Here is a 15,653-nt window from a genome sequence, read left to right on the forward strand (position 1 = left end):
AAAGAAAATATTTAATTAAACATCAGAGTAAATAATGAGTGAGCAAAACGGAGCTGTAAATCTAACCATTGAAAACGGTATTGGAACTATTGAATTTTATCATCCAAAAGGTAATTCGCTGCCGGGAGCTGTTCTTCGGAAATTGGCAGAAACCATTACCTCAACGGGAGAAAATAATGATATAAGAGTTGTCGTAATCAAAAGTCGCGGAGAAGGTGCTTTTTGTGCAGGGGCTTCTTTTGATGAATTGATAGCGATTGAAGATTATCCAGCAGGAAAAAAATTCTTTATGGGATTTGCACTCGTCCTCAATGCCATGCGAACATGTTCTAAGCTGATCATAGTACGGGTTCATGGAAAAACCGTAGGCGGGGGAGTTGGGATTGCTGCTGCAGGAGATTATACCTTTGCTAAAAAAGATGCTTCCATAAAACTTAGTGAACTGGCTTTGGGAATCGGACCGTTTGTTGTAGGTCCTGCGGTAGAGCGAAAAATCGGAAAAAGTGCTTTTTCTGCTTTATCCATTGATGCTGCTAATTGGTACAATTCAAAATGGGCACTTGACAATGGGCTTTTCAACAAAGTTTTTGATGAAACTGAAGAGCTGGATCAGGCTGTGCTTGAATTAGCAAACCAGCTTTCAAAAAGCAGCCCCGAAGCTATGCGTGATTTGAAAGCCGTTCTTTGGAAAGGTTCTGAAGATTGGGATTTACTTTTGGAACAACGAGCTGAAATAAGCGGACGACTGGTGTTGTCAGATTTCACCAAAGACTTTATCAAAAAGTTTAAAACTAAATCTTAGTTTTAAATTTCTCCTTTTCTTTTCAAAACCTGGTTTAACGTATTTAACTTCAATAATTATTATACTCGTCTAAATTCAAAATACTTTACCGCCATGAAAATTTACCTTACGTTTTTTACTCTGCTTTTTGCTTTCACATTTTCTTATGCTCAAGATGATTGGGACGTGACAAATCCCGATTTGGGAGACTCAACTGAATTGAACTTCACAACGGATGAGGGAACCTGGATGAATTTGGATGTAAGCCCTGACGGGAATCAGATTGTATTCGACTTGTTGGGAGACATTTATATCATGCCAATCACAGGTGGCCAGGCAACTTTATTGCGTGGCGGGAATGCATATGAGATACAGCCTCGTTTCAGCCCTGATGGCAGTAAAATTCTATTTACCAGCGATGCCGGAGGCGGTGATAATATTTGGATGATGGATGCTGATGGCCAAAATGCTACACAAATAACCGAAGAAAATTTCAGATTATTAAACAATGCCGTTTGGACCCCTGATGGAGAATACATCATTGCTAAAAAACATTTTTCATCAACCCGCTCCTTGGGTGCCGGTGAAATATGGATGTATCACAAAAGTGGGGGAAGTGGAATTCAATTAGTTGAAAAGGCCAATGAACAACAGGATATAGGCGAGCCATGGGTTTCTCCTGATGGACGTTACATATATTATAGTCAGGATGTATATCCGGGCGGATATTTTCAGTATAACAAAGACCCAAACAGCCAAATTTATGCCATAAAACGATACGATCGTGAGGAAGGAGATATTGAAACCGTAACCGGCGGAAATGGTGGGGCCGTTCGCTCCCAGATTTCTCCTAATGGTGAAACACTAGCTTTTGTCCGTCGGGTTCGCACCAAATCTGTTTTATTTTTGAGGGATCTGCATACCGGACGAGAATGGCCTGTTTATGAAAATATGAGCAAAGACCAGCAGGAAGCATGGGCCATTTTTGGAGTATATCCCAACTTTAACTGGCTGCCTGACAATCGGCACATTATCGCCTGGGCTAACGGTAAAATCAACAAAATTGATACACAGACCGGTGAGTCTGAAATCATTCCATTTGAAGCTGAGTCTTCACATAACATTGTAGAAGCTGTTCGTTTTCAACAGGATATTGCACCGGAAGAGTTTCGTGTAAAGGCTGTTCGTCAACTTAGAACTTCAGCCGATGGTCGAACTTTGGTATGGAGTGCAGCAGGGCATCTTTGGAGTAAAATGCTACCCGATGGCACCCCGAAACGAGTTACCAACTCCGATAATTTTGAATTTGAGCCCTCTTTCTCTCCGGATGGAGAATCAGTGGTTTATGTTTCCTGGAATGATGAAGATATGGGGGCTATAAACATAGTAGAATTGAATGAAGGGCCACAGCCTGCAACCCCAAGAAAAATAACTTCCGATAAAGGTATTTACCGGGAACCTTCTTTTTCTCCGGATGGCAACACTATTGTCTTCCGGAAAGAAAGCGGAAATGGCCAACAGGGATTTGTTCACACCCTAAACCCCGGAATTTATACCATTCCAACCAGCGGCGGTTCTGCAACTATGGTCACTGATGAAGGAGCCTTGCCCCAGTTCAACCCTGAAGGCGATCGTATTTATTACCAATCAGGCGGATATATTTTTGGAGCCATCAATAAATCATACAAAAGTGTGAACCTGCAGGGAGAAGATGAACGCACCCACTTCACCTCCAGTTACGGACATGAATTTGCGCCAAGTCCTGATGGAAACTGGATGGCTTTTTCCAACCTCCACAAAGTATATTTAGCACCTATCCCTAAAACCGGAAAAACAATAGAACTGAATCCTAACACCAAATCTATCCCGGTAAAACAGGTGTCTTCAGAAGCCGGATATCATATGCATTGGTCTTCCGACAGCGAAAAAATTCACTGGACCCTCGGTGAAGAATATTTTACCGTAGATTTAAAAGATACTTTTGAATTTGTTGAAGGGGCACCGGATTCATTGCCGGAACCTCCCACCCAAGGACAAAAGCTGGAACTGGATTTAGAAAGTTACGTCCCTGAAGGAATCATCGCTTTCACCAACGCCAGGATTATCACCATGAAAGGCGATACTGTAATTGAAAGCGGCTCAATTGTGGTTGACGGAAATCGAATTTCTGCAATTGGAACCGATGTTGAAGTCCCCGCCAATGCTAAAGTAATTGATGCCTCCGGAAAAACTATTATGCCGGGTATTGTTGATGTTCATGCCCATGTTGGAAATTTTCGATTGGGTGTCAGCCCGCAGCAACAGTGGGAGTATTTTGCAAACCTGGCTTACGGCGTTACCACCGTTCATGACCCTTCTTCCAATTCTGAAATGATTTTCTCTCATTCCGAAGCCATCAAGGCAGGGAATATGGTTGGGCCTCGCGTTTTTTCTACCGGAGTGATTTTATACGGAGCTGATGGATCCATCAAAACCGAGATTAACAGTTATGAAGATGCCCTGTTTGCATTAAAACGAACGAAAGCATGGGGAGCTTTTTCTGTGAAAAGCTATAACCAACCAAGACGTGAACAACGTCAACAAGTTATTAAAGCCGCCAAAGAGCTGGAGATGCTGGTAGTTCCCGAAGGAGGTTCCACATTCACTCATAACATGAGTATGATTTTGGATGGCCATACCGGAATTGAGCACAATGTCCCTGTTGTTCCGCTTTACAAAGATGTGCAAGAACTTTGGGGCGCCAGTGAAACCGGTTATACACCTACACATGTTGTCAATTACGGAAGTATGAGTGGAGAGTATTATTGGTATCAAAAAACCAATGTCTGGGAAAATGAGCGACTCCTCACATTTACTCCGCGAAGTGTAATAGATCCCCGTTCACGCCATCGCACCATGATTCCTGATGAGGAATACGAAAACGGACATATTCTCACCGCCGAATCTGATAAACTACTTGCCGATGCCGGTGTTAAAGTAAACCTTGGTGCTCACGGTCAGCTTCAAGGACTTGGCGCTCATTGGGAACTCTGGATGTTTGAACAAGGTGGAATGACCAATATGGAGGCTTTAAGAGTAGCTACATTAAATGGAGCACACTACCTTGGAATGGATCACGAAATTGGTTCTCTTGAGGTTGGCAAGCTTGCTGACTTGGTTGTACTTGATGAAAATCCGCTGGAAGATATTCGCAATACTAACTCTGTGACTCATACCATGGTGAATGGCCGGTTATTTGATGCCGCCACTATGAATGAAGTGGGCAATCAAGAACGCGAACGACTGCCTTTCTGGTGGGAACGTGACGGTTATGATGAGCGCTTCGACTGGCATGCCAATTCCATAGCTCCGGCCGGATTGCAGTGTACTTGCTTTGGTGCTCACTAATTGGTTAGTCAAGTTTTAAGTAACGTAAACTGGTTCAAGCATCCACTTGGACCAGTTTTTTTATGGCTGATGGCTGACTATTCTCCCCGGAAGTAATGAGCAAGTTCATTCTTCCTGTCCCTCCAAAGGGACATAGGTTCTTAGCCTTAGCAGCCAAGTGGAAGGAGGCTAAACACTTTGATCTGCCAAGACCCTGTCTCTCTTCGGAGAGAAATCGGATTCAGCTTGGTGGAATCCAGAGAGAGGGCTGTCTTTGATGACCATTAAATCTGAATTTCAATAAGAGGCTACTACAAATTCCCGAACCTGTTCATAAGTCCCCTTGTGCTAGTTCCGACTTAATAGCGATTTTCTAAAACCGCATAGTAAACGTAGACCCCTTCCCTTTTTCAGAGTTTAAAATCAAACTTCCGCCATGCAGTCTCATGATTTGACGAGAAAGGCTTAATCCAATTCCGGATCCTCTGGATTTCCCATTCCCTCCCACCGTATAAAAGGGAATGAAAACCTTTTCCGACATGGCTTTTTTAATCCCCGGGCCATTGTCCTGAATTTGAATGATGACCTTTCCGGATTCTTCTATTTTTCCCCTCATCCAAATTATGCCATCCTTCTGTTCTGATAAAACCCGAATAGCATTCTTCACTAAATTTATGAGTACCTGTTCCACCAAATGCGGATCAGCCGTAAGCTCAAGGCTTTCCGGTTCAACCTCGATATTAATTTGAACTCCTTCTTCTTTCGCCTGCATTTCCATAAGACTGGCTGTCCGATTCAGTACTTCCCTCACCTTAAAAAAATCGAACTGGGGTTCAGGAATTTGAGTAAAATCTCTATAAGAATTCACAAAACGCATCAGGCCCTGGCTTCGATTGCTGATGGTATTCAAAGCATCGGTAACATCTTCAATCATTTCTGTATTTAGCTCAACAGACTCTTTTTCAGTGCTTAAGCGCTCTTCCAGCAACATCTTCACGGTACTTGAAAGTGATGAAATGGGAGTAATGGAGTTCATAATTTCATGTGCCAAAACCTGAGTCAGATTTTGCCATGCTTCCATCTCTTTTTCTTCCAACTCAGTATGAATATTTTGAAATGAAACCAATTTATAAGCCTCATCCCGCATACGGAATTCTGTAGCATACATTGCCAATTGCAATGTCTCATTTTGGATGGAAAGACGAGTCAGACTCCGATTTCCTCCCTTTAATTTTTGAACCGCAGTGTAGAGCGTTTCCGAAATTTCTAACAATGACTCAGTCTTTCTAAGTGTAGCCACTTTAAATAATCGTTTGGCGGCAGTATTCAACAAAACTACCTCTCCTTTTCCGTTAAAACATACCAGCCCTATTCCAATGTGCTGAACTACCGTTTCCAAATAACGAATGCTCTCTTCTTTTTCACTTCTTTCTTCTTTAAATCGCTCAATCACTCTGCTGAAAGATTCATTCAGCTCATCGAAATTACTCCCTAAATTATGATTCCTGAATGAACCGGTGAAATCAGAATACTGAATAGCTTCCAGAAAACGAGTCAACAATACATTTGTACGCTCCAGGTATTTGATAAGCGTCACAATCTGTCCACCTACCACAACTGTAAGAATTGCTATGCTCACATAATACTGGGTTTCCAGGATCAGGTACATCAGCAGCAGCAAGGTTGTTGCCAACAGTAAAATCCGGACGATGACTCCGATTCTGAAATTCTTATAAAAGCTCATATTTTTTCATTCTTTAGCTGAACGCTTTTAAATGCCATATTTTTCCAGTCTCCGGTACAGTGAAGCCCGTGTCAAGCCCAACTCATCGGCAGCATGAGAGATATTTCCTTCATGTTTATCGAGTGCTTTTCGAATCACTGTTTTTTCAACTTCCTCCAGATTCAACCCCGCTACCGGAAGGTGGCGGTCATTCCCTGAAACAGAGGTTAGCAGGAAATCTCCTTTTTGGAGATGCTTCTCATCGGTCATAATGATTGCCCGCTCAACAGCGTGTTCCAATTCCCGAATATTCCCCGGCCAGTGATGTTCCTTCAAATGATCCATCGCCTGATTCGTAACACCCATAATTTCCTTTTTATATTTGGTTCGATATTTTTTCAGGAAATATTCGGCCAATAAAGGAATATCTTCGGTACGTTCTCGCAATGGCGGAAGTTTAATCTCAATGGTGTTAATCCGATAGAGTAAATCCTGTCGGAATTCCTTCTTTTCCACCATTTCAGCAAGTGCTACGTTCGTTGCACAAATCAGCCTTATATCGATTTTGATCATCTTATTAGACCCTATTCTTCTAATTTCATGCGTCTGAAGCGCTGAAAGTAATTTAGGCTGTAGCTGAATGGGTAAATTCCCGATTTCATCCAGGAAAAGTGTACCGCCTGTAGCAATTTCAAACCTTCCGGCCCGGGATTCTTTGGCATCAGTGAAAGCTCCTTTTTCATGGCCAAACAATTCACTTTCAAATAAACTTTCGGAAAGTGCTCCCATATCTACCGTTATAAAGGCATTATCATTTCGGTTTGAGCGCCGGTGTAAAGCCCGTGCCACCAATTCCTTTCCAGTTCCGTTTTCTCCGGTTATGAGCACGTTAGCGTCCGTCTTCGCTACTTTTTCAATAGTCTGAAAAACCTGCTCCATCGCCCTGCTTTTACCTATAATATTTTGATAGGGCTGCTCCATATCTGCTTTCAAAGCTGCATTTTGAGTACGGAGCCTTTGAGAATCCCGTTTTGAGCGACTAAGATTCATCGCAGAAGTCACAGTTGTAAGCAATTTTTCATTTTGCCAGGGCTTCAATACAAAATCGGAAGCTCCTTTTTTAACTGCTTGTACTGCTTTTTCCACATCTCCATAGGCGGTAATTAAAACCACCGCCATTTCCGGATCGTCTTCCAGTATTTTCTCAAGCCAGTAAAACCCTTCCTCACCGCTGCTTACATCTTCATGGAAATTCATATCCAGGAGAATAACATCATAATCATATTCTTTCATCAGTGCGGGGATAAGCTTTGGATTGCTCTCCACATCTACTTTTTCGACATGTTGTTTGAGATAAAGACGAGCTGCATTCAGTACATCCGTATCATCGTCAACAACTAAAATTCGTCCGGTTTTTTTCATGGTTTTCGCCATGCGCTAAGCGCTCTGCACATGGTTCCTATAAAGTTTTCTGAAAGTTGGTTATTTTTCTGCTTAAATGATCTAATCGGTCTAAAAGTTATTCTTCTTTTTCTTTCTTAATGATTCCCCTTCTTTGAAGTACGATGGTGATGTTCGCATTTTCAAAAGTCGAACTCCTCGCAATATCTAAATAGCGAAAAAAGGTTTTCTTATATCCTGAACCGGACCCTTCTGATATATTGTTTAACATACTCAATCCTGGACCTCTGAGTTGGTCTGCAAATCTATAAAGCTTCATTCTTTCCAATTTATCTACTATCTCAAATAATTCTTTAGCAATTTCAATTGCCATACCTCTAAATCTTGAAATCTAAATTTTGCCATATTTGTACCTCGAAGAGTTAGTTAATATTAAAACGCCTTGCGCATTACCCTCTGTGCTAATCTCTATGCGAATTTCGTACCAGTTGTAACATTTGGCCTTTAAATTAGTCTTATCAGTGTGTTGGCATAATTAAACTGTTCAATATCGAACACCTGCTGTTGGAATGTGAACATTATTTTATTAATTATCACACCTATTTCACTTTTATGAGGGGTTAGCTTAGTTTGGCACGTTAATTGAAATAGTTCGTATCAAAAACCTCATTTAATCGTATGATCAAAAGATTGTAGCTTTTAAATCAGCGGCAACGAACTCAAAATATACATTACTTATATAAATAAAGGCTTTTTACCACATGGGAATGGATCGAAAAATTGAGAAGAAGACCTGGACGCTAAAACGCATCCTGATGATATCCGGCATAATTGCTTTCGTAAGTTTGAGCATTTATGCTTTTTGGTTTATGGATATACGCTCTACCCTGAATGTTGAACGGGATAAGATTACCATATCAGAAGTCCGGGAAGACACCTTTCAGGAATTCATACAAGTAACCGGGGCGGTTCAACCTATACAGACCATTTACCTGGATGCTATTGAGGGTGGAGTGGTTCAGGAAGTATTCCTCGAATCCGGAACGATAGTGGAAGAAGGCGATACTATTTTAACGCTTACCAATTCCAGCCTGCAATTACAGGTGATGCAACAAACTTCCGGGCTGTATGATCAAATAAATAACGTCCGGAATTCACGGCTCAATCTGGAGCAAAATACATTACGACTTCAAGAGCAGTTGGCCAATGCAAAATCTCAAATGGAGATCCTTAAAGCTCAGTATGAACGACAACAAAAATTGATTGAGCGCGATTTAATCTCAGAAGAAGAATTTCTAACCACTAAAGAAAATTACGAATATCAGAAACGCCGATATGAATTAACCTATGAGTCATTTAAAAAGGACTCGGTTCAAACCATTACCCAAATGCGTCAGCTTAACAACTCGGAGCAGCGCATGTTTCAAAACCTGGAAGCAGTGCAGCAAATTCTGAACAATTTAGCTGTTACGGCACCCATATCCGGCCAGTTAAGTACTATTGAACTAAACCAAGGGCAGTCCATATCATCCGGTGAGCGCATCGGACAAGTCGATATCCTGGACAGTTATAAAGTGCGAGTAGCCATTGATGAATATCATCTCTCCCGAATTGTACAGGGCCTAAACGGATCGTTTACCTTTGACGGACAAACCCATGAACTGGTGATTACCAAAATTTATCCCGTCATTAATAATGGACAGTTTGAAGTGGATATGGAATTTGTGGGGGAAGCTCCGCAAAACTTACGCCGCGGACAAACATTGAGAATACGCCTGGAATTGGGTGAATCGGCCAGTGCGATACAGATTCCCAGAGGCGGATTTTATCAAACCACCGGAGGAAACTGGGTATTTGTAGTTAAAGAAGATGAGAGGAAAGCGTACCGAAGAGATATTAGATTAGGTCGGCAGAATCCTGAGTACTTTGAAGTGCAGTTTGGGCTGGAGCCGGGTGAGAAAGTAATTACATCGAGTTACGACACTTTTGGAGATAATGAAGTTTTAGTGCTGGAGTAGCTGTCAGCTATCAGACTTCAGCTTTCAGTATTTCCTAAACATACAAATGCTGAGAGCTGAAGTCTGATCGCTTAGTCACTGCTTACTTTCTGGTGAAGTGAGGTCAACATTCGTTTTACCTCGGTCACCTGCATAGTGTGTTCTTTGAAAATTTGGTCGTTTATAAATCCCAAGTCTTTGGATAGTATCAACTGATATTCTAATTCTGATGCTGATCCCATTCCAATATTCAAGAAATGAGCCAATTGCGATTGAGTGTTTCTACCGCACCCTTCTGCAATGTTTGACGGAACAGATGAAGCAGATCTACGCATCTGATTGGTCAACCCATACATTTCTTCTTTTGGATAAAAAACTGTGGATTTATAAATCGCCAATGTTAACTGATGGCTCTTTTTCCAAACCGAAAGTTTTCGAAAATCTCTCATATGATTGATATTTAAATTTTGAATTAAAAATAGCTGATAGCTGAAGTCTGAAAGCTTTATAGTTAGAGCATTGAAAACTAAATTCCTTACAAAAATTTTTAAAAGACCAACAACTAAAAGCCAAAAACCATGATTAAAACCAAGAACCTTAAAAAAGTTTACACTACTGAAGAGGTAGAAACCACAGCCTTGAGCAACGTAAACCTCGAAATAAATGAAGGGGAATTTGTAGCTATTATGGGTCCTTCGGGATGCGGGAAATCTACCCTGCTGAATATTATGGGGCTGCTGGATAATCCCACTGATGGAGAATATCATTTTCTGGATCACGAAATCTCAACTCATTCAGAACGGGAACGAGCCCAGCTTCGTAAAGGAAATATCGGTTTCATTTTCCAGAGCTTTAACCTGATTGACGAACTCACGGTATTTGAAAATGTGGAACTTCCGCTGCTGTATCTGGGTGTTGATTCTGCTGAACGAAAAGAAAAAGTGGAAACGGCATTAGAAAGAATGGGCATGATGCATCGCCGTAATCACTTTCCCCAACAGCTTTCGGGTGGACAGCAACAGCGCGTTGCCATTGCTCGTGCCGTGGTAGCCAATGCCAAACTCATTCTCGCTGATGAGCCGACCGGTAACCTGGATTCTGACCACGGTGATGAAGTCATGAAGCTCCTCGCAGAACTCAATGAAGCCGGAACTACCATTGTGATGGTAACCCACTCCCCCCACGACGCCGACTACGCCCGACGCGTAATCCACTTATTCGATGGCCACGTAGTGACCGAGAATATGCAGGAAGGGTTTCATGTTTAGGAGCTCTCAGCCGTCAGCGATCAGCTTTCAGTTTTTTCAAGATCGATAAAACTGAGAGCTGATGGCTGAGAGCCTAAAAAAACACTGTAACGTTTTTTCAAATCTAACGTCTAACTCTCATAACAATTAATCGGGTTAGACTATGTTTAAAAATTATTTAAAAACCGCCTTTCGCAGCTTTAAGCGACACAAAAGCTCATTTCTTATCAATGTTATCGGCCTCTCTATTGGGATGGCATGCAGTATCCTCATTTTGCTTTGGGTGCTGGATGAATTGAATTACGATCGTTTCCACGCCGACAGTGATCAGATCTATCAGGTCATGGAGCATCAGGTTTATTCGGATAATATGTTCACCACGCAATCCACACCCGGTATTTTGTCTCCGGCTCTAAAAGATGAAGTACCTGAATTCCAGTATGTATCTACCTATACCTGGAACATGGAATACCTGTTCACCAATGAAGAAAAATCATTTAAGGAAAACGGGATATATGCCCGGCCTGACTTCTTCCATATCCTGGATTTTAAAATTCTGCATGGTAATAAAGATGAACTGATTACAAGCCCAAAGTCTGTCGTAATCTCAAAAGAATTGGCAATAAAATATTTCGGGGATGAAAATGCCCTCGGAAATTCCATCATCATTAATGGAGATGAGGCACATACCGTAACCGGAGTGTTTGAGAAATTCCCGGAAAACTCCACCTTTCGATTTGATTATGTACTCCCTTTTGAAGATTGGCTGGAGAATAATTCATGGGCAACAGATTGGGGAAATAACGGCCCAAGAACTATCGCCAAATTGTACCCCGGGGTAGATGTATCCGCTTTAAATACCAAAATCAATGATTTCATCAAGGAGCGAAACGAGAATTCAAATGTAGATCTCTTTGTCTATCCTTTTGCTGATCAATATTTGTATGGCCAATTTGAACAGGGAGAAGTTGTTGGCGGAAGAATTGAATATGTAAGGCTTTTTACTGTTGTGGCCATTTTCATACTGCTGATCGCCTGCATCAACTTCATGAATTTAAGTACAGCAAAAGCTACAAAGCGGGCTAAAGAAGTAGGCATCCGAAAATCTATCGGAGCTACCAAGGGCTCATTGATTGGGCAGTTTATTGGAGAATCAATGATTATTACATTTTTCTCGCTGCTGGTTTCGGTCTTCCTGGTTGAACTGAGCTTACCCGTTTTCAATGCATTGACGGATAAAGTCATTGAAGTAAATTATCTCGAACCTTCACTATTGATGATGTTCATAGGGACCGCCCTGTTCACCGGCTTGGTTGCCGGAAGTTATCCCGCTTTCTATCTCTCCTCTTTTGAAGCGGTAAAAACGCTGAAAGGCACCCTTAAACTTTCAGGCGGTGAGATTTTTGCCCGAAAAGGACTGGTAGTTTTCCAGTTTACGCTGTCAGTGATCCTGATTATTTCTACTATCATCGTCTATCAGCAGATTCAGTATACCCAAAGCAAAAACCTGGGTTACCAAAAAGAAAATCTAATTACGTTTACCGTTGAAGGAGATATAGATAACCAGTGGGATACGTTTCAAAGTCAACTTCTTGACATTCCGGGGGTTACCGCAGCTTCGCGGGCAAGTGCTTCTTTCATGGGGCGAAATTCCAATACCTCCGGGCTTTCCTGGCCGGGCATGGACCCGGATACACGGGTCTTATTTGAAAATGTAAGTACCGACTATGGGTTGATTGAAACAATGGGATTTGAATTAATCGCCGGACGAACGCATTCTGAAGAATTCGGAGCCGATACCGCTCGTATCGTAATTAATGAAACAGCAGCAGCTATCATAGGCATGGAGAATCCGGTAGGAGAATATATTACCCTATGGGGAGATGAGACGGAAATTATCGGGTTGGTAAGAGATTTTCATTTTCAAAACTTGCGACACGAAGTCGAGCCCTTATTCTTCCGCTTGGCACCTGAAAACACTTGGAAAGCGTACGCTCGGGTTCAATCTGACAACATTCAAAATACCTTGGCAGAAATGGAACAAGTGTATAAACAATTCAATCCGGATTACCCCTTTGGATACGAATTCATGGATGAACAGTATGCGGCTCTTTACCGCAGTGAACAGCGTATTGGAGATCTTGCTAAATATTTCTCCATCTTCGCTATTATTATTTCCTGCCTTGGATTATTCGGGTTATCTGCATTTACGGCCGAACAACGAGCCAAAGAAATCGGTGTGCGAAAAGTGCTGGGGGCTTCCGTTCAAAATCTTGTAATGCTCCTTACTAAAGATTTTACCAAACTGGTTATTATTGCAATTACAATTGCCATCCCTACCTCGTGGTACCTTATGAATGGATGGCTTGCTGATTTTGCCTACAGCTCAGGAATGCAGTGGTGGGTTTTTGCAGCTTCCGGGGTTTTAGCGGTCATCATTGCCTGGCTGACAGTTAGCTGGCAATCGATTAAAGCCGCACTGGTGAATCCTGTCCAGAGTTTGAAGAGTGAGTGATAACTAAACTTTAAATCTTCGGCATGGAACTTGAGCTTAATCAAAAGTTAAAGACTGTTCATAACCGTACACCGAGTGTTTAAAAGCGAACAGATTTTCTACTGAAAATAGTCTTTAACGTTATTTTAGGTGTTCTTCTCTAGTTTGGTATGATTGTTGGAATAGTGTTATGAGTAAAAGTGATCAGCTATTAAAGCTTTATTGATCATCATTTGCCGTTCACTTACACCAAAAGAAATCATGCTCAAAAACTACCTCAAAATAGCCTTTCGTAATCTGAATAGGAGCAAAGGTTTTACTGCTATCAATGTATGGGGATTGGCTATTGGTTTGGCTTGTTGCCTGCTCATTTTTGTGTATATACAAAATGAACTGAGCTATGACCGCTTTCACAAAAACGCCGATCACCTCTACCGCGTGACTTTTAGTACGAATGAAGAAGGAACACCCACCAATGCCAATGGGAGTTTTGCTGTGGGCCCAGCTTTAAAAAAGGATTTTCCTGAAGTAAGGGAGTTTTCACGCTTAAGAAAAACCGGAACCCAAAGCCTGGTTCGGTACAATCAGAAAAGCTTTTATGAGGAACGGTTTTTCTTTGCAGATTCTACTGTATTCGATTTGTTTACTTTCCCTTTTCTCCGTGGAGATACCGGCACAGCTCTCTCTCGTCCAAATACCGTTGTTATCACCGAACAAACCGCCCAAAAATATTTCCCGAATGAAGACCCTATGGGCAAAACGCTATCAGTTGACGCTTTCGGGGAAGGAAAGGTAATGGAGTTCGAAATTACCGGGGTGATGCGTAACCTGCCTCAAAATTCCCACATCCAATTCGATTTTTTAGCCTCTTTATACAGCACTGATGATAATCTGGATCAATTTGCCGGTTTTCAGCAGGTTTATACCTATATACTAATTCAGGAGAATGCCTTCACAGAAATACTGAAATCCGGTCTGCTCGACTTTATTCACCGTAACTGGACAGCCGACCCGTGGTACACTATAGGTCTTCAACCCATGACAGATATTCATTTGCATTCACGACTCCGATCTGAGATTCAGCCTAACGGTAATATCCGCTACGTTCAAATTTTTTCTGTCATCGCTATTCTGGTACTTGTTATTGCCTGTATAAATTTCATGAATCTTATGACCGCCAGGTCTATCAAACGTGCCAAAGAAGTAGGAGTACGGAAAGCTGCAGGAGCTCAACGGAGACAGCTTATATACCAGTTTTTAACTGAATCTATAGTACTCAGTTTCATCTCTGGCATACTTTGTGTGGTAATGGTTGACTTATTTACCCCAATATTTAACAACATTACGGGCAAAGAAATCAATGCGCTTTCTTTTTTCGAACCAGTTTCCCTTTCCATTTTGATCGGTTTAATTATAGCTGTAGGGCTATTGGCCGGTTCTTATCCCGCCTTTATACTTTCCGGCTTTAAACCTTCCACTACTTTAAAAGGTAAGTTGGTTGAAAACGGTTCAGGATCTTTCTTTCGAAAAGGGTTAGTGGTGTTCCAATTTGCCATCTCAATGGCATTGATTGCGGCTACCGGTATTGTTTACAACCAGTTGAATTATATCCAAACCAAAGATCTCGGCTACGCCGAAGATCAAATTATGATACTTTCGCTAAATAATGATCTAAGGAGCCAATACTCTGCATTCAGAAACGAATTGATACAACACTCCTCTGTAATTAATACCACTACCTCATCATTGGTTCCTACTATGGGCACCAGTCATAACGGCTATACTGTGGAGGGATTAGATCAAACTTTTAATTTTTCCACCTATTTCATTGACGAACATTTTGCAGATGCTTACGGACTGAAGCTGCTGAGCGGAGAAAATGCCCGTCGGGATGTACTTGGAGATGAAGGCGGGGACTTTCTGTTTAGCGAAGAGGCTGTAAAGGAGCTGGGTTGGGATAACCTTGAAGAAATACTGGGACGAAGCGTGAGCTATCAAAATGATGCAACAGGACGGGTCACGGGAGTAGTTAACGATATACACACTTATTCACTCCGCGATAATATATATGCTTCAGCTTACTTTGTAACTCCAATCCAATATCATAAATATCTCTCTGTACGACTCAATCCGAACAACATTTCAGCTGGCATTCAGCATATCGAAACAGTTTGGAATGAAGTACTGCCCGGCTATCCTTTCGACTACTTTTTCCTGGACGATAGCTTTGAACAAATGCACCGTTCCGACACTCGTCTCGCTGAAACAATTAGCTGGTTCGCACTACTTGCGATATTCGTGGCCTGTCTGGGTTTATTCGGGCTAAGTGCGTATGCGGCTGAACAAAGAATTAAAGAAATCGGAATACGAAAAGTACTGGGGGCAACCGTAGGAAGTATCATTACACTGTTTTCCAAAGACTTTATAAAGCTGATAATTCTGGGGGCTATTATTGCCATACCTGCTGCTTGGTACTTTACGAATAACTGGCTGACAGGATTTGCATACCGAATTGAAATAGAGGCAACGCCTTTTGTTTTGGCTGCCATCGTTTTATTGATTATTGCTTTGGCCACAATCAGTTATAACTCAATCAGGGCAGCAGTCAGAAACCCAGTAGAAAGTTTACGAAATGAATAAATAA

10 protein-coding genes are annotated in these 15,653 nt (G+C 41.7%); 6 read left to right on the forward strand and 4 right to left on the reverse strand.

Translation table 11 applies throughout. The features are described 5' to 3' along the window. Nucleotides 1–34 precede the first annotated feature (34 nt). Together HUJ22_RS09200 and HUJ22_RS09205 are read left to right on the forward strand one after the other, a co-directional pair. Nucleotides 35–802 carry an enoyl-CoA hydratase/isomerase family protein gene (locus HUJ22_RS09200; RefSeq protein WP_290876463.1) on the forward strand — a complete coding sequence of 256 codons (768 nt, stop codon included), beginning with the start codon at nucleotides 35–37 and terminating at the stop codon, nucleotides 800–802. A 93-nt stretch (nucleotides 803–895) separates the two neighbouring features. Next, nucleotides 896–4,168 (forward strand): amidohydrolase family protein, encoded by a 3,273-nt coding sequence (locus HUJ22_RS09205; RefSeq protein WP_290876465.1) that lies wholly within the window; start codon nucleotides 896–898, stop codon nucleotides 4,166–4,168. Between the two features lie 352 nt (nucleotides 4,169–4,520). Here the strand turns inward: HUJ22_RS09205 and HUJ22_RS09210 are convergent, their stop codons facing one another. The 3 genes from HUJ22_RS09210 to HUJ22_RS09220 all read right to left on the reverse strand — a co-directional run bounded on the left by HUJ22_RS09210 (nucleotide 4,521) and on the right by HUJ22_RS09220 (nucleotide 7,644). Continuing rightward, entirely contained in the window at nucleotides 4,521–5,891 is a 1,371-nt protein-coding gene (locus tag HUJ22_RS09210) for a HAMP domain-containing sensor histidine kinase (RefSeq protein ID WP_290876467.1), read from the reverse strand. A 27-nt stretch (nucleotides 5,892–5,918) separates the two neighbouring features. Beyond that, complete coding sequence (locus tag HUJ22_RS09215) at nucleotides 5,919–7,304, reverse strand: sigma-54 dependent transcriptional regulator (protein WP_290876469.1); 1,386 nt, start codon at nucleotides 7,302–7,304, stop codon at nucleotides 5,919–5,921. An 85-nt stretch (nucleotides 7,305–7,389) separates the two neighbouring features. After that, complete coding sequence (locus HUJ22_RS09220) at nucleotides 7,390–7,644, reverse strand: four helix bundle protein (RefSeq protein WP_290876471.1); 255 nt, start codon at nucleotides 7,642–7,644, stop codon at nucleotides 7,390–7,392. Nucleotides 7,645–8,038: 394 nt separating this feature from the next. On the opposite strand from HUJ22_RS09220, the gene HUJ22_RS09225 reads away from it, so the two are divergent. After that, entirely contained in the window at nucleotides 8,039–9,289 is a 1,251-nt protein-coding gene (locus HUJ22_RS09225) for an efflux RND transporter periplasmic adaptor subunit (protein ID WP_290876473.1), read from the forward strand. Between the two features lie 71 nt (nucleotides 9,290–9,360). Here the strand turns inward: HUJ22_RS09225 and HUJ22_RS09230 are convergent, their stop codons facing one another. Next, nucleotides 9,361–9,717 carry a four helix bundle protein gene (locus HUJ22_RS09230; protein ID WP_290876475.1) on the reverse strand — a complete coding sequence of 119 codons (357 nt, stop codon included), beginning with the start codon at nucleotides 9,715–9,717 and terminating at the stop codon, nucleotides 9,361–9,363. A gap of 129 nt (nucleotides 9,718–9,846) precedes the next feature. Here HUJ22_RS09230 and HUJ22_RS09235 point away from each other — a divergent pair, with 129 nt between their 5' ends. From HUJ22_RS09235 to HUJ22_RS09245, 3 genes are all read left to right on the forward strand, one after another. Beyond that, the gene (locus HUJ22_RS09235) at nucleotides 9,847–10,536 is read left to right on the forward strand and encodes an ABC transporter ATP-binding protein (RefSeq protein WP_290876477.1); all 690 of its coding nucleotides are present in this window, start codon (nucleotides 9,847–9,849) and stop codon (nucleotides 10,534–10,536) included. A 142-nt stretch (nucleotides 10,537–10,678) separates the two neighbouring features. Then, on the forward strand, nucleotides 10,679–13,030 hold the full coding sequence (locus HUJ22_RS09240; RefSeq protein ID WP_290876479.1) for an ABC transporter permease: 2,352 nt from the start codon (nucleotides 10,679–10,681) through the stop codon (nucleotides 13,028–13,030). A 240-nt stretch (nucleotides 13,031–13,270) separates the two neighbouring features. Then, nucleotides 13,271–15,649 carry an ABC transporter permease gene (locus tag HUJ22_RS09245; protein WP_290876481.1) on the forward strand — a complete coding sequence of 793 codons (2,379 nt, stop codon included), beginning with the start codon at nucleotides 13,271–13,273 and terminating at the stop codon, nucleotides 15,647–15,649. Nucleotides 15,650–15,653 lie beyond the last annotated feature (4 nt).

The organism is Gracilimonas sp., assembly GCF_014762685.1.
In the GTDB taxonomy this organism is placed as follows: domain Bacteria; phylum Bacteroidota; class Rhodothermia; order Balneolales; family Balneolaceae; genus Gracilimonas.